Source organism: Paenibacillus ehimensis NBRC 15659 (assembly GCF_004000785.1).
Lineage (GTDB): Bacteria > Bacillota > Bacilli > Paenibacillales > NBRC-103111 > Paenibacillus_G > Paenibacillus_G ehimensis.
Genome location: NZ_BILX01000062.1, coordinates 1 through 21,983 on the forward strand (window position 1 = coordinate 1; position 21,983 = coordinate 21,983).

21 protein-coding genes are annotated in these 21,983 nt (G+C 55.9%); 16 read left to right on the forward strand and 5 right to left on the reverse strand.

Annotated elements, in window-relative coordinates:
- Both PEH01S_RS25955 and PEH01S_RS25960 read right to left on the reverse strand, forming a co-directional pair.
- Positions 1-208: hypothetical protein (locus PEH01S_RS25955; RefSeq protein WP_218032716.1), on the reverse strand; the 208-nt coding region annotated here is incomplete at its 3' end.
- 74 nt (positions 209-282) lie between these two features.
- Positions 283-1,263, reverse strand: a complete 981-nt coding sequence (locus PEH01S_RS25960; RefSeq protein ID WP_025849268.1) for a TIGR01212 family radical SAM protein — start codon at positions 1,261-1,263, stop codon at positions 283-285.
- A gap of 231 nt (positions 1,264-1,494) precedes the next feature.
- Between PEH01S_RS25960 and PEH01S_RS25965 the strand changes: the two genes are divergently transcribed.
- Positions 1,495-1,977 (forward strand): WGxxGxxG-CTERM domain-containing protein, encoded by a 483-nt coding sequence (locus PEH01S_RS25965; protein ID WP_025849269.1) that lies wholly within the window; start codon positions 1,495-1,497, stop codon positions 1,975-1,977.
- A 180-nt stretch (positions 1,978-2,157) separates the two neighbouring features.
- A complete protein-coding gene (gene trmB / locus PEH01S_RS25970; RefSeq protein WP_127488941.1) occupies positions 2,158-2,898 on the forward strand; it encodes a tRNA (guanosine(46)-N7)-methyltransferase TrmB in 741 nt (246 codons plus the stop codon).
- 56 nt (positions 2,899-2,954) lie between these two features.
- Here trmB and PEH01S_RS25975 read toward each other — a convergent pair whose 3' ends face one another.
- Positions 2,955-4,073 carry a UDP-N-acetylglucosamine--LPS N-acetylglucosamine transferase gene (locus PEH01S_RS25975; protein ID WP_025849271.1) on the reverse strand — a complete coding sequence of 373 codons (1,119 nt, stop codon included), beginning with the start codon at positions 4,071-4,073 and terminating at the stop codon, positions 2,955-2,957.
- Positions 4,074-4,131: 58 nt separating this feature from the next.
- Entirely contained in the window at positions 4,132-4,659 is a 528-nt protein-coding gene (locus tag PEH01S_RS25980; RefSeq protein ID WP_025849272.1) for a phosphatase PAP2 family protein, read from the reverse strand.
- Positions 4,660-5,084: 425 nt separating this feature from the next.
- Between PEH01S_RS25980 and PEH01S_RS25985 the strand changes: the two genes are divergently transcribed.
- From PEH01S_RS25985 to PEH01S_RS26035, 11 genes are all read left to right on the forward strand, one after another.
- Positions 5,085-6,257, forward strand: coding sequence for a glycosyltransferase family 4 protein (locus PEH01S_RS25985; RefSeq protein WP_127488943.1), 1,173 nt, complete (start codon positions 5,085-5,087; stop codon positions 6,255-6,257).
- A 305-nt stretch (positions 6,258-6,562) separates the two neighbouring features.
- Positions 6,563-7,798 (forward strand): glycosyltransferase family 2 protein, encoded by a 1,236-nt coding sequence (locus tag PEH01S_RS25990; protein ID WP_127488945.1) that lies wholly within the window; start codon positions 6,563-6,565, stop codon positions 7,796-7,798.
- 262 nt (positions 7,799-8,060) lie between these two features.
- Positions 8,061-8,561 (forward strand): translation initiation factor IF-3, encoded by a 501-nt coding sequence (infC, locus tag PEH01S_RS25995; RefSeq protein WP_025849276.1) that lies wholly within the window; start codon positions 8,061-8,063, stop codon positions 8,559-8,561.
- Positions 8,562-8,589: 28 nt separating this feature from the next.
- Positions 8,590-8,790: a 50S ribosomal protein L35 gene (gene rpmI / locus PEH01S_RS26000; protein ID WP_025849277.1), complete on the forward strand. Its 201-nt coding sequence runs from the start codon at positions 8,590-8,592 to the stop codon at positions 8,788-8,790.
- A gap of 52 nt (positions 8,791-8,842) precedes the next feature.
- Complete coding sequence (rplT, locus tag PEH01S_RS26005; protein ID WP_025849278.1) at positions 8,843-9,202, forward strand: 50S ribosomal protein L20; 360 nt, start codon at positions 8,843-8,845, stop codon at positions 9,200-9,202.
- A 233-nt stretch (positions 9,203-9,435) separates the two neighbouring features.
- Positions 9,436-10,743: a sugar phosphate nucleotidyltransferase gene (locus PEH01S_RS26010; protein WP_127488947.1), complete on the forward strand. Its 1,308-nt coding sequence runs from the start codon at positions 9,436-9,438 to the stop codon at positions 10,741-10,743.
- A 12-nt stretch (positions 10,744-10,755) separates the two neighbouring features.
- A complete protein-coding gene (locus PEH01S_RS26015; RefSeq protein WP_051570386.1) occupies positions 10,756-10,986 on the forward strand; it encodes a hypothetical protein in 231 nt (76 codons plus the stop codon).
- A complete protein-coding gene (locus tag PEH01S_RS26020; protein WP_127488949.1) occupies positions 10,965-13,331 on the forward strand; it encodes a glycosyltransferase family 2 protein in 2,367 nt (788 codons plus the stop codon). Before PEH01S_RS26015 ends, PEH01S_RS26020 begins: the two co-directional genes overlap by 22 nt.
- Positions 13,332-13,333: 2 nt before the next feature.
- Positions 13,334-14,914 carry a glycosyltransferase family protein gene (locus PEH01S_RS26025; protein ID WP_127488951.1) on the forward strand — a complete coding sequence of 527 codons (1,581 nt, stop codon included), beginning with the start codon at positions 13,334-13,336 and terminating at the stop codon, positions 14,912-14,914.
- Between the two features lie 20 nt (positions 14,915-14,934).
- Entirely contained in the window at positions 14,935-15,921 is a 987-nt protein-coding gene (locus tag PEH01S_RS26030; RefSeq protein WP_025849281.1) for a glycosyltransferase family 2 protein, read from the forward strand.
- Complete coding sequence (locus PEH01S_RS26035) at positions 15,918-16,304, forward strand: GtrA family protein (RefSeq protein ID WP_025849282.1); 387 nt, start codon at positions 15,918-15,920, stop codon at positions 16,302-16,304. Before PEH01S_RS26030 ends, PEH01S_RS26035 begins: the two co-directional genes overlap by 4 nt.
- 62 nt (positions 16,305-16,366) lie before the next feature.
- Here the strand turns inward: PEH01S_RS26035 and PEH01S_RS26040 are convergent, their stop codons facing one another.
- Positions 16,367-17,545: a metallophosphoesterase family protein gene (locus PEH01S_RS26040; RefSeq protein ID WP_127488954.1), complete on the reverse strand. Its 1,179-nt coding sequence runs from the start codon at positions 17,543-17,545 to the stop codon at positions 16,367-16,369.
- A 983-nt stretch (positions 17,546-18,528) separates the two neighbouring features.
- Here PEH01S_RS26040 and ilvB point away from each other — a divergent pair.
- The 3 genes from ilvB (at position 18,529) to ilvC (ending at position 21,909) form a co-directional block, all read left to right on the forward strand.
- Positions 18,529-20,271: a biosynthetic-type acetolactate synthase large subunit gene (gene ilvB / locus PEH01S_RS26045; RefSeq protein WP_025849284.1), complete on the forward strand. Its 1,743-nt coding sequence runs from the start codon at positions 18,529-18,531 to the stop codon at positions 20,269-20,271.
- Positions 20,268-20,756 carry an acetolactate synthase small subunit gene (gene ilvN / locus PEH01S_RS26050; protein ID WP_127488956.1) on the forward strand — a complete coding sequence of 163 codons (489 nt, stop codon included), beginning with the start codon at positions 20,268-20,270 and terminating at the stop codon, positions 20,754-20,756. The genes ilvB and ilvN overlap by 4 nt, the downstream gene beginning before the upstream one ends.
- Positions 20,757-20,916: 160 nt before the next feature.
- Positions 20,917-21,909 carry a ketol-acid reductoisomerase gene (ilvC, locus tag PEH01S_RS26055; RefSeq protein ID WP_025849286.1) on the forward strand — a complete coding sequence of 331 codons (993 nt, stop codon included), beginning with the start codon at positions 20,917-20,919 and terminating at the stop codon, positions 21,907-21,909.
- The last annotated feature ends 74 nt before the right edge of the window (positions 21,910-21,983 follow it).

Sequence of the window (21,983 nt, forward strand, 5' to 3'; positions counted from 1 at the left end):
TGCCTGCGCCGCCCGGGACGGCGGAGCCGATCGCCCCGTCGGGGGCGTTCGCCTCCGTCTTCGGCGGCGTCACCGTCGCCCCGTCCTCCGCCGGGGCGGGGGCCACATTGACCGGCGGCGTCGGCGTCGCCGGATCGTCCGTGCAGCCGGCCGCGAGACAAGCCGCGGCCCCGAGCATGATGCAAACGACTCTCCGTTTGCCGTTCATCGTAACTCACTCCTCCCGCGGGCCGCCGGGTGCCGGGCCAATTTGCCGGTCCCCGAGCCTGACGCCTTCCAGGTTCAGGCGAAACCCGAGCCTGGGCTTTGTGCGCCGTGCGGCCACTTTTTTCCTTGCCACGTATCGCGTCTGCGCAGCTCTTCGTCGAAGGCGTTGAGCACCTCCCACTTTTTCAAGCTCCACATCGGTCCGATCAACAAATCCCGGGGCGCGTCCCCGGTCAGCCGGTGAACAATCATTTCCGGCGGAAGAAATTCCAGCGTATCGACAACGAGCGACACGTACTCGTCCTTTTCCAGAAAACGGAGCAGGCCGGCCTCATACTGCTTCACCATCGGCGTTTTGCGCATCAAGTGGAGCAGATGGATCTTGATCCCCTGCACGTCCATTCGTGCCACGGCACGGCCGGTTTCCAGCATCATTTCGTGTGTCTCCTGGGGCAGGCCGTAAATGATATGCGCGCAGACCCGGATGCCTCTGGCCCGAAGCTTCGCGACCGCATCCAAATAGCACTGCGTATCGTGGGCCCGGTTGATCAGCTCCGAGGTCCGCTCGTGGATCGTCTGCAGACCCATTTCGATCCACAAGTACGTGCGTTCGTTCAGCTCGGCCAAATAATCGACCACATCGTCCGGCAAGCAATCCGGCCTTGTGGCGATCGACAAGCCGACCACCCCGGGCTGCTCCAGAATCGCTTCATAATATTCCCGCAGCTCCTCCACCGGGGCGTACGTATTGGTATAGGCTTGGAAATAGCCGATGTACTGCGCTTCCGGCCATTTTTGATGCTGCAAATCGCGGATTTTGTTGAACTGCGTCACCAAATCGTCCCGGCGGCTTCCGGCAAAATCGCCGGAGCCCCGCGCACTGCAAAATGTGCAGCCTCCGGCGGCTATCGTCCCGTCGCGGTTCGGACAAGTAAATCCGGCATCGAGCATGACCTTGAATACCTTGCCTCCGAACTGCTGCCGCATTTCGTAGTTCCATGTATGAAAACGTTTATCGCCCCATAATGGCGGTCGAATGATTTCAGCTTGCTTCATAAGGGGAAACTCCTTTTGTTATTCAATCGATGATGGTACGAATACATTCGAATCGGCTCTTTCGCAGAGCATTACATCTATATTGTACCGAAAACCGGCCTCAAAAGCGAACTTCCTCCTTGACAAAACCATCCTGCCGGGGAACGGGATAAGAAAACACCGCTTGGCCTATGCTAAGGTTGCAAGGCGTTAAAAACCAATCCAGCTTGAGAAGGGAGAATTTTTCATACCATGAACAAGTTCGGGAAAACGGTGCTTGCGCTCGCTCTAACGGCTGCCATTGGTACGGGGGGGCAAGCCTTTGCGGAAACGACGGCTACGGGAACCGGGGCTTCGTCTACGTATGGGACCACGGCGACCGGCACGACGACGACAGGTACCGGGACAACAACAGGCACAACGACTGGGGTAACAGGTACAACAGGCACGACGACTGGAGTAACAGGTACGACAGGTACGGCTACTGGCACGACTACAGGCACGACAGGGACTAATGGCTATAACTACAACATGCTGGACCGCATGAATACGTACACCGGTGCGAACGACCGTACGGGTTACGGATACGGCGGCAACTATAACACCAATACGTATCGTACGAATGCCGCCGCCAACAACAATGGCGCGAACTGGGGCTGGCTTGGCCTGCTAGGTTTGCTGGGGTTGGCCGGTCTGCGCAACCGGAACCGCGACGAGGGCGAATTCCGCAAATAAACGGCTTCTTCCCGGTCCGGAGCTTCATAACCGGCTTCGCAAGGCTTAACCAGCATGCTTGACCGGTCCGTCAGCCCTTACGGCACGGGCCGGTCTTTTCATTCCCGGTCTTCTGGAGTATAATCGATCAAGACGAAAACGCGCGGAACGATGCGCAAGCAGTTGGAGGAAGGTTGATCTATGCGGTTAAGAGGACGTAAAGGAATCAGAGAAGCGCTGGAGGCGCAGCCGGAGCTGGTCGTGCTGGAGCCGGAGCCGTACAAGGGCCGGTGGGCCGAGCTGTTCGGCAACGACCGTCCCATCCATGTGGAGCTCGGGATGGGCAAGGGGCGGTTTATTAGCGAGCTGAGCGCCCTCAATCCGCACATCAATTACATAGGCGTCGACATGTACGACGAGCTTGTCCGCCGGGCCGGCGAGAAGGCGCATGCTTCCCGCGAGGAGCATGGCGGCGACTTGTCCAATTTGCGGCTTGCGCGTTTTAACATCGAGCTGATCGAAAATATTTTCGCCGCCGGCGAGCTGGAGCGCATTTATCTTAATTTCAGCGATCCTTGGCCGAAAAAAAGACATGCGCGCCGCAGGCTGACCCATGCGAACTTTGTTCATAAATATCAGTCGATCTTGAACGAGCGGGGAGAAATTCATTTCAAAACGGATTCCCGTTCGCTGTTTGAGTTTTCGCTTAATTCGTTTGCCGATTTGGGTCTTCGCATGCGCAATATTTCGCTTGATCTTCATGCGGAAGAACCGCGGACCGATTTGATCATGACGGAATACGAAACGAAGTTCTACAAGCAGGGAATGCCGATTTACCGGTTGGAGGCCGTGATCGGGAAAGAAGCGCTGGCCGCGCATCAGAAGCAGCTGTCCGAACGGCAGGAGCCGGGAGCGGACGCGGAGGCCTCGTCGGAGCAATAACACCATGAAAAAAAGCCTTGTGCGCTCAATTTCGAGCCACAAGGCTTTTGCCTTTGTTAGCGGGCCAGTACTTCCATAATCGCTTGGGAGCACTGGGCAGGATTGTATGCGCCCTCTTTTCGCACCAATCCGGCGCGGGCTTTGCGCATCTCGTGCACCTTGTCGGTCAGAAGCCGGAACCAATGATCTATCGTCTCCGCCGATTTAATCGGCTCTCCTAAGCCGTGCTGCGTGAAGTACTGCAGATTTTCCTCTTCCTGCCCCGGGATCGGCTTGTAGAACAGCATTGGAATCCCTTTGGCGAGCCCCTCCGTACAGGTCATGCCTCCCGGTTTCGTGATGAGCAGGTCGGAGACGTCCATCCATTTGTCGATTTCTTTGGTGAACCCGAGCAGACGGATGTTCGGATGACGGAAACGCTCATCTTCGGCCAGCTCCGCCAGCGCTTTCTCGTTATTTCCGAGACAGACGACAAGCTGAATCCGGTCGCGCCAAGTGGTCAAGTGCTGCAGGAACCCTTCGTCCTTTACCAGCCCCCAGCCGCCGCCCATCACGAGCACCGTAGGCAGAGCCGACAGTCCGAAGCGGCTGCGAAGCTCTTCCCGGTTATGCTGCTCCCAGAAGTTCGGGTGGATGGGGATGCCCGTCACCTTTACCGTATCGGAAGGAATCCCGCGGCTGAGCAGCTTTTCTTTAACGTCCGGCGTCGATACCAGATAGGTGTTCACTTCGGGACTGACCCAGGTGCCGTGGGCGTCGTAATCGGTGATCACGGTGCACAGCGGCACGTTCAACCCCGAACGCTTCAAGCGGGAAATCACCGCACTCGGGAACGGATGCGTGCATACGATCGTATCCGGCCGCAGCTGATGGATGACCTCGGCAGCCTGCGCATAAAAGATACGATGAAGCGCGAGCTGGGTAAAACGGTTTAACGATTTTTTGTATTGGGAACGATACATCAGCCCGTAAAGCTTGGGTTGAGTCGACACGGTTTTGCGGTAAGCGGTAAGAATCCATGGAGCCAGCGTCGGATGCAGGAACGTGCCGAGCTCAAGTACGCGAGTCTGGACTTCGGGCGAGAGCATGCGAAGGCTGTCGGACAGAGCGTGAGCCGCTTGCGTGTGACCGGCGCCGAAGCCTTCGGATAATAACAAGACCCTCTTTTTACGCATAGGCGCTTCACCCAACCTTGTACCAAATGGAATTTACACAAAATTAACATTAAAGCTTTTAGCCCAAAATTGCAACGGCCGACAGGGCCGTTACGGTTCCGATCAGCAGCCCGGCCAAACAGTCGGACGGGTAGTGGAGTCCTAGATATATACGCGACAGACCGACGAGAGATGCAATAGGAAGCAAAATAATAGCGATCGACGAATGAACGAGCATGAGCGGCACGGTTACGGAGAATATAGCCGTCGTATGGCCGGACGGGAACGAGTGGTCCGTTAACGGTTTCTTGCATGTGTGCGCGCCTTTCAGCACGAGATAGGGCCGAAGCCGCGGATATTTCTTCTTAATGATAGCGACGGGCACGTGGCTTACCGCCAGGGCGATACAGCTCTCGATACCGGCTATTCTCCATACTCCCTCCGTAAACAGAGCGACGCAGAGCGCAATGATAATCATAGCCGTGGCGCCCCCCAAATGGGTTATCGCATTAAAAAAGTAATCCAGCGCGGAGTGCTGAATACGTTGATTCACGAAGAAAAACATCCGGTGCTCATGCTTTTGCAGCCACGAAACGACACGGCTCAAGGGAACAACGCCTCCTTGCAGTGGGATAAGCTGTCTGGCCAACTCATATATAAGTGTAGGGGGCAAATGTTATAGGAATATAAAAAGAATATAAAAGGTAAATTTAATCTTCCTTTGACGCTGCGCTAACATTGCCTCGTTACAATCACTTTGACGACGACCGGTCAGCTTCCCCTTCAACGGTGAAATAAATTTTTGAAAAATGTGCTAAATCAAAGGCTGTAGGCCATCTCTGAAAAAGCTCCGTTTTCATACATCTTAACGCTTCCGGTACCGGTTTGGTTTCAAAAAAGGCCTGTTTTGTGCGCTTGTACAGGCTGCTGTTTCAACAAAACTCAAGCTTATGCTTCCGAAGTCAGTTTTGTTTTCCATCAACTTTTTTCATAGTTGCTGTTTCAACAAAACTCTGAGGAGGTTAAATAAACATGAGAGTAGCCCTATTTACGGATACGTTCGTACCGGACGTGAACGGGGTAGCGAAAACGCTCGGGCGGTGGGTGAAGTTCCTCGAAGCGCGCGGGGTGGCTTGCAAAGTGTTTGCGCCGAACAGTCAATCGGCAGCCGAATCCGATCAGTGGGGGATAGAAAGATTTGACAGCATCCCCTTTTTATTGTATCCGGAGTGCCGAATGGCTATCCCTAATCCAGTGAACCTGGCAAAATCGCTGAAGGCGTTTGCTCCCGACCTGATTCATGTAGCCACGCCGTTTAACCTGGGATGGATCGGGCTTCAATATGCCAAGCGCCATCAGGTGCCGGCCGTCGCCTCGTACCATACCCATTTCGATCAATATCTTGCTTACTACAAGCTGCAATGGATGGAGCCGCTGCTGTGGAAATACATGCTCTGGTTTCACCAGGATTGCCGCAAAATTTATGTTCCGTCCCGCTCGACGCTCCGGCATTTGCAGGAAAAAGGGCTGAAATCGCTGGAAATTTGGTCCCGCGGCGTGGAAGTGAACCGGTTTCACCCGTTTGTCAACCGGGAAGAAGTACTGCGGACTTGCAACCTTTCTCCGTCCACATTCGTTATATTATATGTCGGGAGGTTGGCGCCGGAGAAAAGCGTCGATGTTCTTCTTCGTGCATTCGATTCGCTTCCGGGCGAGGTGCGCAGCAGGTCGCATTTGATCGTGACCGGGGACGGGCCTCTGCTGCGGCCCATGCAGGAGCTGCTTGCGGGCAGGGAAGACGTCATTTTCACGGGCTTCCGGCAAGGCAAAGAACTGAGCGACTTGTACGCCGCTGCGGACGCTTTTGTATTCCCGTCGGCGACGGAAACGTTCGGCAACGTCGTGCTCGAAGCGATGGCTTCCGGGACGCCGGTTGTCGGCGCGGATGCGGGAGGCGTCGGGGAAACGATCGTGCACGGGGAAACCGGGCTGCTCTGCAGACCGGGGAACGTGTCGGATTTTGCCGAAGCGATGCTCCAGTTGTATAAGGACCGCGCGCTGGGCGCGAAGCTCGGGCAAGCCGGCCGGGCTTACAGCTTACGGCAGTCTTGGGATGCGATTTTCAACGGGCTGTATCAAAGCTATCGCCAAGTCGTGCACGAAGCCGAGACACTGCGGGAGCAGGAGGCTGTCTTTTCCAAATGACCGCTTTTCCGTTTGTGAGTTCAGAAGGTTTTTTCCAGTTGGCGCTTATAAAAAGTTTGAAAATCGATGAAAATAAGACGTAAAAAGATGGATAGCAGAGAGTCTTGCCGGAATTCCAGCCGTTTTTCCCGGAAAAACACAGATCCGGCCGCAGGAAGCGACTTGGCGGTTTTGACAAATCGGACTAAAGAGAGGAAAATCATATTCGGCGACCCTCGTAATCTAATCCACACCATCGAAAAAATTTTTGACGGCGCTAAGAGAAACAGACATAAGGGGTATATACAAAAAAAGGGGGATGTTTCATGTTGGACAGTATTCTGTTAGGCCTCCAGATTGTTTTGGCTATGATCGGAGCCTACCAGCTGGTTCTGACGTTTTTCGGTTGGTACCGCCGCAAAAATCAAATCGAGCATGCGCCTCAAAAAACGTTTGCCGTTCTCGTAGCGGCTCACAATGAGGAGCAGGTTGTCGGGGCGCTTATCGAGAACTTGAAGAATCTGGACTATCCGAAAGAACTATATGATATATTCGTGATTTGCGATAACTGCACCGACAATACGGCTCAAATCGCCCGCGACATGGGCGTGCATGCATGCGAACGCAACAATCCGAAGCTGAGAGGCAAAGGCTACGCGATCGAATGGATGCTCAAAGAGCTGTGGAAAATGCCGCGCGAGTACGATGCCGTCGTCATGTTCGACGCCGACAACCTCGTCAGCACGGATTACCTGACGCATATGAACAACGACTTGTGCAACGGTTCCAAGGTGATTCAGGCTTATCTGGATACGAAGAATCCGCACGATTCGTGGATTACCGCCGCTTACGCGGTAACCTATTGGTACTGCAACCGTCTGTGGCAGCTGCCGCGGACCAACCTCGGTCTGGCCAACTATTTGGGCGGAACGGGGATGTGCTTCGAGTCGAACCTGCTGAAGGAAATCGGCTGGGGAGCGACAAGCCTCGTCGAGGACTTGGAATTTACGATGCGCTGCGTGATGCGCGGCGTCAACCCGACGTTCAACTATTACGCGAGAGTGTACGACGAAAAACCGCTTACGTTCAAAGCTTCGGCGCGCCAGCGGCTTCGCTGGATGCAGGGCCATTTCAACGTGGCCAGACGCTACTTCTTCCCTTTGTTCTGGAAAGGGATCAAAGAAGGCAGCTGGGCCAAGATCGATACGGCCGTTTATGCGCTCAACGTCTATAACCTGTTTATCGGATCGATCGTCACCGTAGTGCTGTGGGTCGATATGACGCTTCCGGGCGTCCCGAACTTTAGTTCCTTGTTCCAGATGGCGCCGAGCTTTTTTGCGGTATTCTCGGTGTTAACCTATGCCCAATTTGTGATCGCGCTGATTTTGGAGAAAGCGCCTTGGAAATCGTATAAATACTTGATTACGTTCCCGCTCTTCCTGTTGTCCTGGTGGCCGATCACATTCTATGCGTTCTTCACGCAAAACAACAAGCGGTGGAGCCATACCGAGCATACGCGCGTTATCCGGCTGGAGGATATGCAGAGCAAGCAGGCCAGCTAGCGAAAGCCGCGTAAAAAATCAGAATTCGCTGTTGACTATAGTCAATGGCAGTGGTATATTAGTTTAGTGCGAAAGAAGAAGCGCCCGCTTCTCACCTGCCCGACTATGGTTGGCTGGTTATGACTGAGAGTGACTTGGTTTGATTGATCCGTTCTCGAACGGACCGATCGCCATTGGACCTAAAACCAAACGTGGGCGTTTAACGCCCACGTATTTTTTTTGCAAAATCTCTTGGAGGTGGCAGGTTATCAGTACAGAGCACATGATTAACGAAGAAATTCGGGCGAGAGAAGTTCGTTTGATTGATGCGAACGGAGAACAGCTCGGCATCAAGCCGATTCGCGAAGCGCTGCAAATTGCGCACGATCAGAATCTGGATTTGGTGAACGTGGCGCCTACAGCGAAACCGCCGGTTTGCCGGATTATGGACTACGGTAAATTCCGCTACGAAACGCAGAAGAAAGAGAAAGAAGCCCGTAAGAATCAGAAGATCGTCGAGCTGAAAGAAATTCGTCTGAGCGCGACGATTGACGAGCACGATTTCCAAACGAAACTGCGCAACGTTGTGAAATTCCTGAACGATGGCGATAAAGTCAAGCTGTCCGTCCGTTTTCGCGGCCGCGAGATCGCTCATGCCGACATCGGTCAACGCGTTCTGGAGCGCATGGCAGCCGAAGTGGAAGAGCTGTGCATCGTTGAGCGCAAGCCGAAGCTGGAAGGCCGGAGCATGATCATGATCTTGGCGTCGAAGCAGCAACAGTAAAAAACCATTCTTTAAGGAGGAACACCCCATGCCAAAAATGAAAACTCACAGCAGCTTGAAAGACCGCTTCAAAATTACAGGTACCGGCAAAGTAAAACGCTACAAAGCGTATAAAAACCACCTGCTGTCCGGCAAATCCGCTCGCCAAAAACGCGTTCTGGGCACGAATCCGGTTATGCATCCGGGCGATGTAAGACGCCTGAAGCAGCAGCTCGCTAACATTAAGTAATCCCGTTCGTTTCGAATTCGCATACTTACAACATTTCTGGAGGTAGATTGTCATGGCAAGAGTGAAAGGCGGATTTATCCGTACGCGTCGTCGTAAAAAAATATTGAAACTTGCTAAAGGTTACTTTGGCTCGAAACATAGACTGTTTAAAACGGCAAAAGAGCAAGTCATGAAATCCTTGCTTTACGCATACCGCGACCGCCGTCAGAAAAAACGCGACTTCCGCAAGCTGTGGATCGTGCGGATCAATGCGGCAGCGCGTCAAAACGGCTTGTCCTACAGCAAGCTGATGCACGGCCTGAAACTGGCTGGCGTAGAAGTAAACCGCAAAATGCTGGCGGATCTCGCCGTGAACGATATCAATGCGTTCAACTCCTTGGCGGAAACGGCCAAGCAAAAAGTGAATGCATAAGGCACGGTTTTCAACCGGGCTTGCCTAGTACACCCCTTGTAACGATGCGTAAAACCGTATCCTTGCAAGGGGTGTTTGTTTGGCGTTAACGCAAGGCTAACAAGTTGACTGATATTGAACAAATTCTGACCTCCGGCTAATATTTGCTAAATAAAATTTTAAAACGATTGTGCTATCATACAGGTATTCATAAAACACGAAACGAAGGTTTCGCACGGAAATCAGGTGAACGGATGAACATGATTTTGCTGTCCGGAGGTTCGGGAACGAGACTTTGGCCGCTGTCGACGGCGCGGCGCTCCAAGCAATTTATACGACTGTTTCATGACGAAGCGGGGCGCCCGGTCTCCATGCTGCAGCAGGTATGGAGGAGGCTCGGCAGCAGGGGGCTTCATCAATCGGCCGTCATCGCCACTTCCGGCAACCAGCGGGAGACGATTCTGGAGCAGCTCGGATGCGAAGCGGATCTGGTGCTGGAGCCGGAGAAGCGCGATACGTTCGCGGCCATTCTGCTCTCGGTCGCTTACCTGTGCTCGCATCGCGGCGTCTCCCGGGAAGAGCCGATCGTTGTGCTGCCGGTAGACGGACGGACGGAGGACTCGTTCTACGACAGGCTGCTGCAGCTGCCCGAGACGTTGGCAAGCTCCGGCGCAAATCTGGCTCTGATGGGCGTCCGGCCTGATTTTCCGTCGCAGAAATACGGATATATGGTCCCGGAAGGAGACGGCGGCGCCGATGCCGCATTGCCGATCCGCGCTTTTCATGAGAAGCCTTCAAAGGCGGATGCTGTTCGTTATATCGAACAAGGAGCGCTATGGAACTGCGGCGTGTTTTGCTTCCGCGCCGGATACTTATTGGACCGGTTGAAAGCCATGGGACTTCCAGAAGCATATGAGGAGCTGCTTCTGTCGTATGATCGGATCGAGAGCCGGAGCTTCGACTATGCCGTCGTGGAGCGGGAGAAGCGGATTGTGGCGCTGGCGTACGAAGGACCGTGGAAGGATCTTGGCACGTGGTGCACGCTGACGGAGGAAATGAACCGGCCTCTGATCGGACCCGGATATATCGGGGAGGAATGTGACAACGTTCACGTGCTAAATGAGCTTGAAGTGCCGGCGGTTGTGCTCGGTTTGTCCGATGTCGTCGTGGCTGCAAGCCCCGAAGGCATTTTGGTGACGCATAAGGAAAGCAGCTCCCGCCTGAAAGAAGCGCTTGACCGCATGGGGCGGACGGGAACCGGTGAAACGAGGGCGTCCTCCGAACGGACGGTGGACAGCTCGGCCTTCCCGGACGGCACCTCGGTAATGACGCGCCGCCTTCATCTGGAAGCGGGAGAGGAGCTTGTCACCGCCCCGTCGGCCGATGTGCGGCGTATCGTCTCTTGGACCGTCCTGCACGGCCGATGCCGTCTGTTCCAAAACGGCCGGGAGCTGCCGGCCGCCGTCGGAAGAAGCGTCGTACTCGGGGAGGAGGATAGCGCCAGGCTCAAAGCGTTGGACCCGATTGATCTGATCGAGATTATTACGGAATGTCATACATAAGGGGGGAGACTCGTGAGAGCGGACAAGGCTTTGTTCGGTTATAACGCCGATCAGGTACACCGGTACGTCTCTTCGCTCGAAGCGGAGCTTAAGCTTTTGGAGGAACGGCGGCAAGCGGAAAGCGCAGCTTATGAACGGACGGAAGCGGAGCTGTTGGACGAAATCGCCGCCTTGGAGCAGGGATTGAGCGAATTGGAGCATATGGAAGCGAGTCTGGAGCAATGGATTCAAAGAAACGGTTAACAGGAAAACGGTTCGGACGCGCGCTGCTTGGGCTCCGTAAGAGCGCGACCGACCGGTTCGTTAACGAGCTGGAAGCACGTGTCCGGGAGAAGGAAGAGCAGCTGCAGCGGGAGCGCAGCCGGCGGCAGGAGCGGATCGGCGAGCTGCAGGCGCGGGCACAGCAGCTCAAGGCGCAGATCGAGAGCAAGGATCGTGCGGTGGAGCAGCTTATTTCCGTAAAAATGGAGCTGATGGAACGGCCCGGCTTCCAGCCGAAGCTGGACGATGAGCCTATGGACAAGCCCAGGCTGCGTCTTGGCGACCGGTTGGTAGCCGAAGGGCTGGTGACGCCCGAGCAGCTCGAAATGGCGATGGACCGGCAGCGGAAATTCGGCGGACGCCTTGGGGATATTCTGGTGGAGCTCGGCTTTACCCCGCGGGAGCGCATCGCGCCTATTTTGCATCAGCAAGGAAGCAAGGGGCGACTTGGCGACATGCTGGTCGAAACCGGCGCCATTACTAAGGAACAGCTGGACAAGGCGCTTGAGTTTCAGCGCAAGAGCGGCGGGCTGCTCGGCGACATTTTGATGTCGATGCGCTTCATCGAGCCGGAGAAGCTGTACCGTCACATCGCTACGCAGTACAATCTCGGACGAATCGGCTCGGAATATATGTTCGAGGAAGTGGACAAGCTGCCGGAAGCGATGGCCCGGCAGTACGATGCCGTCGTCATTCACCAGGACGCTAACCGCTATCTGGTCGCCGTCGGCCATCCGCTGACGGACGAAGCGGTCGCTGCGATCGAGAACATGCTGGGCATGCCGGTGCAGCAGGTGCTGGCAACGCGGGAGGAAATGGAATATTTCTGGAAGGAAGCGTACCAGTCCGAGCTGCTGCATGAGAGCACCCAGAAGCTGGCGGACGAGCAGCCGCAAAACTCCGCGCACATCACGTTTACGACGCCTCAGCTGGCGGTCATCGGCGTCTGCGCGTTCCTCGTCCTGCTTAGCTTGGGGCTCGACTGGCTGCATACGCTGATCGTTATCAACGTAGCCGTGCAGCTGTTTTATTTTGCGATGACGCTGTTCAAGTTCATGATCATCATGTACGGCACCCGCGACTTCGCCCAAATCCGCTTCAAGCAGGAAGAGATCGACGCCATCGACGAACGGACGCTGCCCGTCTATACGATTCTCGTTCCGATGTACAAGGAGAGCGAGGTCATTCCGCATCTGCTGCATAATATCGAGCAGCTCGATTACCCGAAGGCGAAGCTGGATGTGCGGCTCCTGATCGAGCAGGACGATATCGAGGCGCAGGAGATTTTGCAGAGTATGAAGCTGCCGCCGTATTACACGACGATCGTCGTGCCGCACAGCTTGCCGAAGACGAAGCCTAAGGCCTGCAATTACGGGTTGATTCGCGCGCGGGGCGAGTATGTCGTCATCTACGATGCCGAGGACCGGCCCGATCCGGATCAGCTCAAAAAGGTGCACGCCGCCTTCATGAGAAGTCCGGAGAATACGGCATGCATTCAAGCCAAGCTCAATTATTTCAACAGCGATCAGAACCTGCTGACCCGCTGGTTTACGCATGAATACAGCATGTGGTTCGAGCTGCTACTGCCCGGCGTCATGCAGCTCAACATTCCGATCCCGCTTGGCGGGACGTCGAATCATTTTAAAATGTCGGTGCTCAAAGAGATCAATGCCTGGGACCCTTACAACGTGACGGAGGACGCGGACCTCGGCATCCGGCTCTACAAATCGGGCTACAGCACGGCGATAGTCGATTCCCGGACATGGGAAGAGGCCAACAGCCGCGTCGGCAACTGGATCCGGCAGCGTTCCCGCTGGATCAAGGGATATATGCAGACATGGCTTGTCCATATGCGCAACCCGGTACGGCTGTGGCGGGAGCTCGGGCCGAAAGGATTTTTGGGCTTTCAGGTGATGGTGCTCGCCACTCCGATGCTGCCGCTGCTCAATCCGTTTTATTGGATGATGCTGGTGCTGTGGTATGGCTGGAAATTGGCATGGATTCCGCAGTTTTTTCCCGGCGCGATTTATTATTTGGCGGCGGCGGAGTTTTTGATCGGCAACTTCCTGTTCGTCTTCAGCAATGTCGCGGGAGTGTACTGGGTCATTCACGATCTTGAGAAGCGCGGGGACCGCACGTTCTCGTACGGTCTCGTCAAATATGCGCTGCTGACGCCGATCTATTGGGTGCTGATGAGCATTGCGGCCGTTAAAGCGGCTTGGCAGCTGATCACGAAGCCGTTTTATTGGGAAAAGACGACGCACGGGCTGGCGAAGCAAAACCATCCGGCTGCCCCGGGCGGCGGCGTGTCGCAGGGAGGTGGCTGACGATGGAGGTCCGCTTGCCGAAAAGCGTCTATTGGGGCTTGTTTTTGTTTATTTTCTCGCTGGAATTCGCCGCGGGCTATTATGTGAGCCACGTCATCGGCTACGTGCATTCGGACGCGATGAGCCGGGTCGCTAACGCCTTCTATGTGCTCTACAGCCGGGACCCGCACCTTGCGGCCATCGGCTTCGTGTGGAACCCGCTGCCGAGCCTTATCGAGCTGCTGTTTCTGCTGCCGTACCATTGGCTGCCGGAGCTCGCTTCGTCGGCGCTGGCCGGCGTGCTCATGAGCAGCGTGTTCGCCGGGATGACGTCGGTGCTGCTGGCGCGGGCGGCGGTCGATTTCGGGCTGTCGCGCGCCTTCGCCGTGCTGCTGAGCCTAAGCTTCAGCTGCAATCCGTTCATGTTCTTGTTCGGCGCGAACGGACTTAGCGATGCGCCGTTTATTTTTTTCATCATGTACGCGGTCATCCATCTGACGCACTGGATGTACGGGCGGCGCGTCGGCAGCCTGATCAAAGTGAGCTTTGCGCTGGCGCTTGCCTTTTGGACCAGGTACGAAGCGGTGCCTTTGGGAGCGGCGGTCGCTCTGGCCATCATTCTGATCGTTCTGCGGATTCCGCCGACGGACCCCCGGGTCGACCTGCCGAAGCGGGAGTACGGTTTGCCTTACAAGCTGCTCCATATCGAGGGGACGTGGTCGATGGTCATGGCGCCGATCGTGTTTTCCGGGCTGCTGTGGCTTTGGTTTAACTACAGCATCATGGGCGACCCGCTTTATTTTCTGCGTTCCGAATACTCGAACGTGGCTCAGGCGCAAGGGCTGGCGACAGAGCAGACCTTTGTGGACATGATGGGCAACCCGCTGCTCGGTCTGGTGTTCGTGGCCAAGAAAACGGCCTATTACTCGCTTCCGCTGGCGGCCGTCGTGCTGCTGCGGCTGTGGAACCGCCGATGGTTTCTGTGGGACCTGATGGTGCTGCTGCTCCTGTTCGTCTCGATCGTTGCGCTGCAGTTTCTCATGCTCATGAAAGGAACGTCTTACGGCTGGTTCCGTTATTTCATGTACGTGTTTCCGATCACCGTGGCATGGCTGCCGTATGAGCTTGCCCGGGTGAAGCGCTCCTTGGCCAATTACGGGATCGTGCTGGCCGGAATGCTGGGAGCCTGCATCGTGCTCGGATACGCCTGGACGAATCCGCAGATTGCTCCGGACGAGAACAAATATTTGCATGCGTCGCAGTATGCGGCTTCCCAGCAGGTGGAGAAGGAGATTGCCCGCTATTTGGATACGGAGCTGAGCGGCTACAACATTTTGATGGATTCGTACTCCGCTTATTCGATCATTCTGAACAGCAGACACCCTGACAAATTTTTGATTACCAGCGATTTTGAATTTACGCCTTCGTTGAAGGATCCGGTCGGCCGGGGCATCGATTTTATTCTTACCGCGAAGCCGGACAAGAGCTCCGCGCTAAGCGCCGAGGCGCGGACGTATAAAGACTTCTACGAGAAGGGCACGGCATGGACCGAGCTGTATAAGGAATTCGGCGGCAAATGGAGATTGTACAAGGTGATTCGTTAGCTAGAGGGAGGCGGGGAAACGTGGAACGCACGGAGCCCGAGATTACCGTCATTATACCGGTTTATAACGAGGAAGTTCATATTTACCGCTCGCTGCAGCATATTGAGGAGGAGCTGAAACGGCTGACAGCCTCTTACGAGATCCTTGTCATCGACGACGGTTCGCGGGACGGCACGTGGGAGCAGCTGATATTGTCCGGCCAGCGTTCGCCCCGGCTTACCGCGCTGCGGCTGAGCCGCAATTTCGGGAAGGAGCTGGCGCTCTGCGCCGGGCTGGAGCATGCGCTGGGACGGGCGGTCATTCTGATGGATTCCGACCTGCAGCACCCGCCGGCGCTGCTTCCCGAGATGGTCCGGCTGTGGCGCGAGGAGGGCAAGGAGATTGTGGAATGCGTCAAGCAGGACCGGGGCAAGGAGTCGCTGGATAAGGCGGTCGGCTCCGCGATGTTCTACAGTATCCTTAACCGGCTGTCCGGCTTCGATCTGCGCGGCGCGTCGGATTTCAAGCTGCTGGACCGGAAGGTCGTGCATGCATGGCGGGAAATGCCGGAGCGGAATACGTTTTTCCGCGGGATGACGGCCTGGCTCGGCTTCAACCGGGCGCAGATTCCGTTCGAGGTGCCGGAGCGGGCGGACGGGCACAGCCAATGGAGCTTTCTCGGCCTCATGAAGCTGGCGGTGAACGCCGTGGTCGCCTTTTCTTCCATTCCGCTGCGGTTTGTCAGTCTGTTCGGACTCGTGTTCCTGCTCGGCGCCGCCGTGCTCGGAGTCCAGACGCTGTACCAGAAAATCGTCGGCAATGCGGTGACCGGCTTTACGACGGTCATCCTGCTGCTGCTGGTTATCGGCAGCGTCATCATGATTTCGCTCGGCATCATCGGCGAGTACATCGCCTCCATTTACAACGAAGTGAAGGGAAGGCCGCGGTATTTGGTCAGCCAGCGCATCTTCAGCGAAGCGTCCGCAGCGGCCGGCGACGAAAGCCGCCGGGTGGGCGAGGTATCATGACGCTGCGGCTGCTATTTCGGTATGGCGTCGTCGGGCTGCTCGGAACGGCGCTTCATTTTGCGGCGCTGTTCGTGCTCGTCGAAGCGGCGAAGCTGCATCCCGTGCCGGCCTCGGCGCTCGGGTTCGTGCTGGTGCTGCTGGTATCGTACGCGCTAAACCGGCGCTGGACGTTTCAGGCTTCCGCATCGGGCTGGAAGCCGCTTGCCAAATATACGGTCGTATCCGTCGCCGGCCTGCTGCTCAACACCGGCCTCATGCACTTGGCCGTCGACCGGCTGCGCTGGCATTATGCCGTCGGCCAATGTCTTGTTGTCGTTGCCGTGCCGCTCTCGAACTTTCTGTTTAACTATTACTGGACGTTTCGCGAAAAAAAGATCCGGTGAATAAGAAGCCGCCGGGCGGCCTGCTCTTATTCACCGGACCTTTAGCAATAACAACCTGCCGTCTATTTCTTCTGCGCTACCGGCACGGTAAACTGCGCTTCCGGAATCCACTGCTTCCGGTAAAAATCCCTGCCCTTGATCCGGACCCGGTCCGGGTATACCTCGACGTACAGCCCTTCGCTTTCTTCCTTGCCCTTCAGCTTTTCCGCGCCCTTGCCGTCGCTCGTCCACGTTTCGGACACCGAGGCGGTGTTGACCATCGTGAAGCCGTCGCGCACCAGCGCATCCGGCTGATTCAGCTCCCAGTGCGAATGGCTGCTGAAGTAGATGACCTGCGGATACTGCGACAGGATCGCCTTCAGTTCCTCGTGCTGAATGACGGCCCGGCTGTTCGTGCAGCAAAAATGCGTGCCCGATACCGTGGCGGGCAGCGGTTGGTGCAGGAAGACGAAGACCGGCTTGTTCGAGCTGGCGTCCTTTTTCAGCGTCTGCTTCAGCCAATCCAGCTGCTCGGGCGACAAATAAGCGTCCTCGGCATGATTCTGGTCGGATTGCCGGTACCGCTCCGAGCCAAGGAAGATGAAGTGATAGCCCTTGATTGTTTTCTCGTAGTAGACCTTGTTCTCACCGGAGAACGCGAGAAAACGGGAAATCGAGTCCTGCTCCGTTTCCCCGTTCGGGAAGCCGTCCGGGTTCCAATGGGTACGGCTGCTGTACCAGGCTTTGTAAAACTCGTGGTTGCCGATATTGTACAAGACGCTCTCCGGATGCGGCGCGCTTTGCATGAGCTCCTTTAGTTTGGCGTAGTCTTCGGGCATGCCTTCGGTTAAATCCCCGTTGATCACGAGCGTGTCGGCCGACGGATTGATTTCGTTCAGGTCGTTCAATACGCGGACCAGCTTCTCGTGCGACGTATCTTCCCACGATTGAACGTGGATATCGCTGATGACGGGGAAGGTCAGCACCGGACTTCCGTCGGTTTGGGGCTGACCGCTTGCGGCGGCCGCATCTTGCGGCGGCTTCGTTTGCGGAGCGGAGCCGGAGAGGGCCGTCGGCGGGGCCGGAGACACGGCTTCACCGCTCAGGAGCGGGCCGGATTCGGCGGCGGCTTGGCTTATGGCTTGTCCCATGCCGGTTGCCATCAGTTCGGAACCCATGGCAAAAGGAGCGGCTGCAGCGGTTGCAAGGGCGCCGGAGATCAAGGTGAAGGACAGGACGGCGGATTGCAGCATGTCTCGCATGAAATCACTCCTTTTTCTTAATTGCGCTCTTTTTACCCTTTCGGAATGGGCCGGAACCAGAGGCACGCCCAAGGCGTCCTGGAATCCGGTCTTAATATACTTCGGCGTACGGCTCCTCCGATTTGACCCATTACGGTAATCTTTTCTCCGTCATGGCTATGATTGGCCTGAAGCCGCATGATTGAAGACGAGTTCACTTTGGTAAAAGTTTCAGCATCTCCAACGTTTTCGGGCAGCATTGATCCGCTCCTTTTTAACATAACCAAAGATTGTTATTAGGCCGTCAAGCCGGCGAGAATTATTTGTGAAAATAGCGAGAGGAATTCACAAAATCTTAAGCCGATGCGACGGCAATCGGCAGCCGCGTGGCAGGAGCGCTTGCAAGCGGGGCGGTGGAAAGGGTCTCAGGTCCGACTTTGTGTAAAGAAACCGCAAACACCGTCTCTGCTTGAGCATGGGGTCTCGGATCAAGGGCGTTAGCGCATCTGTTTTTTCGGCTGGAATGATGCTTGACTAAAGAATCGATTCGGCATATAATACAAAAAAACACATCAGATATATCGGCTATGAAGAGGACGAAGTTATAAGGGCTCTTATGTTCAGAGAGCAGCGGAGATGCTGAAACCAATGCCTTAACCCCTTATGTACGAGCTCACCTCGGAGCTGTTTTCCTGAAAGCTTGTCTCATATCATCAGGCTTTACCGCTTGAAAGCGACAATGTTACTAGGGAAAATCGGATTGGCACACGTTATCGTGCTGAAGGTAAGAGACGCGAATTCACGGGTCTTCATCGTGCTAGCCGATGAGGGTTGCTGCGACGCGCATTACCTGCTAAGGTTATTTGCCGCGAGGCATCTAACAAATTCTGGGTGGTACCACGGAAGATTAACCCCTTTCGTCCCGTCAGACGCACATGCTGCGTTTGGGGACGAGAGGGGTTTTTTAGTCGTTTGTCGGATTATCTGAGAGGAGGCCAATATTCATGATCGTCCAAACCACACAAAAGTCAAAGGAACAGCTTCGCGAAGAGCTGCTGAAGCCGGACGTCATTACCGGTTCGGAAATGCTGCTGCGCAGCCTGCTGCTGGAGGACGTGGATTGCGTCTTCGGTTATCCCGGCGGAGCGGTCTTATATATTTACGATGCCATGCACGGCAATCCGGATTTCAACCATTTGCTGACGCGGCACGAACAAGGCGCGATTCACGCAGCCGACGGGTACGCCCGTTCGACCGGCAAGGTAGGCGTCTGTATCGCCACATCGGGTCCGGGAGCAACGAACCTCGTTACCGGGATTGCGACGGCTTACATGGATTCGGTGCCGCTCGTGGTCATCACGGGCAACGTTGCGACATCGGTAATCGGTACGGACGCGTTCCAGGAAGCGGACATTACCGGCATCACGATGCCGATTACGAAGCACAGCTATTTGGTGCGCGACGTGAAAGATTTGCCGCGCATTATCAAAGAAGCGTTCCATATCGCTTCAACCGGCCGCAGAGGCCCGGTTCTGATCGATATTCCGAAGGACGTGTCGAACGATACGGCGCCGTTCTACTATCCGGAGAAGGTGGATATCCGCGGTTATAATCCGACGGTGCAGCCGAACAAGCTCCAAGTCGACAAAATGCTGGAAGCGATCGCCGAGAGCGAGCGCCCGGTGATCATTGCCGGCGGCGGCGTCGTCTATGCGGATGCGGCGGAGCAGCTGCTCGAGTTCGTCAACAAAACGCGGATTCCGGTCGCCACGACGCTGCTCGGCTTGGGCGGTTTCCCGAGCGCGCACGAGCTGTGGCTCGGCATGCCGGGGATGCATGGAACGTATACCGCCAACAACGCGCTGCAAAACTGCGATCTGCTGATCGGCATCGGCGCCCGGTTCGACGACCGCGTCACGATGAAGGTCAACGGCTTTGCGCCGAAGGCGAAAAAGATCGTCCACATCGACGTAGATCCGGCGGAAATCGGCAAAATCGTCGAAACGGCCATCCCGGTCGTCGGCGACGTGAAGGCTGCGCTGCAGCTGGCCAACCTGAAGGCGAAGCCTGCCCGGTCCGAGAAATGGATCGAATGGGTGCAGGAGACGAAACGGAATTTCCCGCTGCGCTACAAAGATTCCGATACGGAGCTGAAGCCGCAGTACGTTATCGAGATGATTCACGAGACGACCAAGGGCGAAGCGATCGTAACGACGGACGTCGGCCAGCATCAGATGTGGGCGGCGCAGTATTACAAATTCAATCATCCGCGTTCCTGGATCACCTCGGGCGGTCTCGGCACGATGGGCTTCGGATTCCCGTCGGCGATCGGCGCGCAGAAGGCACACCCGGACCGGCTGGTCGTCTCGATCAATGGCGACGGCGGCATGCAGATGTGCTCCCAGGAGCTGGCGGTTTGCGCGATTCACCAAATTCCGGTCAAAATCGTCGTCATCAACAACCAGGTGCTCGGCATGGTGCGCCAGTGGCAGGAGATCATTTACGATAACCGGTACAGCCATATCGATCTGGCCGGCAGCCCGGATTTCGTGAAGCTGGCGGAAGCTTACGGCGTGAAGGGGCTTCGCGCGACGAACAAAGACGAAGCCCGCCGCGCTTGGCAGGAAGCGCTCGATACCCCGGGTCCCGTGCTCGTCGAATTCGTCGTCCGGAAGCACGAGAATGTGTTCCCGATGGTAACGCAGGGCTCGACGATAGACCAAATGATAATGGGGGATTCGGAATGACACGCAAACACACCATATCCGTTCTAGTGAACAACCAGCCCGGTGTGCTGCAGCGCGTATCCGGCCTGTTCGGCCGCCGGGGCTTCAATATCGAGAGCATTACAGTGGGCGAGTCCGAGGAAAAAGGACTCTCCCGCATGGTTATCGTCACGACGGGAGACGACAAGACGCTGGAGCAGATTTCCAAGCAGCTTTATAAGCTGATCGACGTGATCAAAGTCGTTGACCTGAGCGCCCATCCGATGGTGGCGCGCGAGCTGGCGCTGATCAAAGTGAACGCCGAACCGAGCATGCGGCCGGAAATTCTCGGCGTCGTCGAGACGTTCCGCGCGGCCATCGTCGATATCGGTCCGAGCTCGCTGATCGTGCAGGTGGTCGGGGATTCCGAGAAAATCGAAGCCATGACCGAGCTGCTCAAGCCTTACGGCATTAAGGAGCTGTCCCGTACCGGCGTCACGGCCATGATTCGCGGCATGATTAGATAATTCATTTTTGGTTCTACCATTAAAAACATGATGATCCTGTGAGCGGGGGCTCATGCGGATGACGGAGGCAACGCGTCACGGCGGTCCGAGATTTCAGTCCCCCGTCGTCCGTTCGAGCACCCGTTCACAGGGTTTTAATTCAAAGGAGGAGCTATTATCCATGGCAGTTACGATGTACTATGAAAAAGACGCTGATTTGAACGTATTGAAAGGGAAGACGATCGCCATTATCGGCTATGGCAGCCAAGGCCACGCCCAAGCGCAAAACCTGCGCGACAGCGGCTTGAAAGTCATCATCGGACTTCGTCAAGGCCGTTCCTTTGAGCAAGCGAAAAACGACGGTTTCGAAGTGTACTCCGTAGCGGAAGCGACGAAGCTTGCCGACGTCGTACAGCTTCTGATGCCGGATGAAACCCAAGCGAGCGTGTATAAAAACGAAATCGAACCGAACCTGAAGCATGGCGCAGCCATCATGTTCTCCCACGGCTTCAACGTGCATTTCGGCCAAATTCAACCGTCCGCGGATAAAGACGTCTTCCTCGTCGCTCCGAAATCGCCGGGCCACATGGTTCGCCGCGTTTATGTCGAAGGCTTCGGGGTTCCCGGCCTGATCGCGGTAGAGCAAGATGCAAGCGGTCAAGCGAAAGCCATCGGCTTGGCGTATGCCAAAGGGATCGGCTGCACCCGCGCGGGCGTCATTGAAACGACGTTCCGCGAAGAAACCGAAACCGACCTGTTCGGCGAGCAAGCCGTTCTGTGCGGCGGCGCTTCCGCGCTTGTCAAAGCAGGCTTCGAAACGCTGGTGGAAGCGGGCTACGCGCCGGAAATGGCTTACTTCGAATGCTTGCACGAGCTGAAGCTGATCGTTGACCTGATGTACGAAGGCGGTCTCGCGACGATGAGACATTCCATCTCCAACACGGCGGAGTATGGCGATTATGTCACAGGTCCTCGCATCATCACGGAAGAAACGAAGAAAGAAATGAAACGCGTTCTGTCCGACATCCAACAAGGCAAATTTGCCCGCGACTTTATTTTGGAGAACCAATCGGGCCGCGCGTTCCTGACGGCTACCCGCCGTTTGGAAGCCGAGCATCCGATCGAGCAAGTCGGAACCCAGCTGCGCGAATTGATGCACTGGATCAAGAAGTAATTCGGCGGACAATCTCAACGTATAACGGACAAGCGGCATAAGGTCGGCTTGAAGGCGGCGCAGGGAAATGGACA

What these genes read in the sequence shown, in the direction of transcription:
- PEH01S_RS25960 (WP_025849268.1), bottom strand. Translation starts at nt 1,263, where the DNA reads ATGAAGCAAGCTGAAATCATTCGACCGCCATTATGGGGCGATAAACGT.
- PEH01S_RS25965 (WP_025849269.1), top strand. Translation starts at nt 1,495, where the DNA reads ATGAACAAGTTCGGGAAAACGGTGCTTGCGCTCGCTCTAACGGCTGCC.
- trmB (WP_127488941.1), top strand. Translation starts at nt 2,158, where the DNA reads ATGCGGTTAAGAGGACGTAAAGGAATCAGAGAAGCGCTGGAGGCGCAG.
- PEH01S_RS25975 (WP_025849271.1), bottom strand. Translation starts at nt 4,073, where the DNA reads ATGCGTAAAAAGAGGGTCTTGTTATTATCCGAAGGCTTCGGCGCCGGT.
- PEH01S_RS25985 (WP_127488943.1), top strand. Translation starts at nt 5,085, where the DNA reads ATGAGAGTAGCCCTATTTACGGATACGTTCGTACCGGACGTGAACGGG.
- PEH01S_RS25990 (WP_127488945.1), top strand. Translation starts at nt 6,563, where the DNA reads ATGTTGGACAGTATTCTGTTAGGCCTCCAGATTGTTTTGGCTATGATC.
- infC (WP_025849276.1), top strand. Translation starts at nt 8,061, where the DNA reads ATGATTAACGAAGAAATTCGGGCGAGAGAAGTTCGTTTGATTGATGCG.
- rpmI (WP_025849277.1), top strand. Translation starts at nt 8,590, where the DNA reads ATGCCAAAAATGAAAACTCACAGCAGCTTGAAAGACCGCTTCAAAATT.
- rplT (WP_025849278.1), top strand. Translation starts at nt 8,843, where the DNA reads ATGGCAAGAGTGAAAGGCGGATTTATCCGTACGCGTCGTCGTAAAAAA.
- PEH01S_RS26010 (WP_127488947.1), top strand. Translation starts at nt 9,436, where the DNA reads ATGAACATGATTTTGCTGTCCGGAGGTTCGGGAACGAGACTTTGGCCG.
- PEH01S_RS26020 (WP_127488949.1), top strand. Translation starts at nt 10,965, where the DNA reads ATGGATTCAAAGAAACGGTTAACAGGAAAACGGTTCGGACGCGCGCTG.
- PEH01S_RS26025 (WP_127488951.1), top strand. Translation starts at nt 13,334, where the DNA reads ATGGAGGTCCGCTTGCCGAAAAGCGTCTATTGGGGCTTGTTTTTGTTT.
- PEH01S_RS26035 (WP_025849282.1), top strand. Translation starts at nt 15,918, where the DNA reads ATGACGCTGCGGCTGCTATTTCGGTATGGCGTCGTCGGGCTGCTCGGA.
- PEH01S_RS26040 (WP_127488954.1), bottom strand. Translation starts at nt 17,545, where the DNA reads ATGCGAGACATGCTGCAATCCGCCGTCCTGTCCTTCACCTTGATCTCC.
- ilvB (WP_025849284.1), top strand. Translation starts at nt 18,529, where the DNA reads ATGATCGTCCAAACCACACAAAAGTCAAAGGAACAGCTTCGCGAAGAG.
- ilvN (WP_127488956.1), top strand. Translation starts at nt 20,268, where the DNA reads ATGACACGCAAACACACCATATCCGTTCTAGTGAACAACCAGCCCGGT.
- ilvC (WP_025849286.1), top strand. Translation starts at nt 20,917, where the DNA reads ATGGCAGTTACGATGTACTATGAAAAAGACGCTGATTTGAACGTATTG.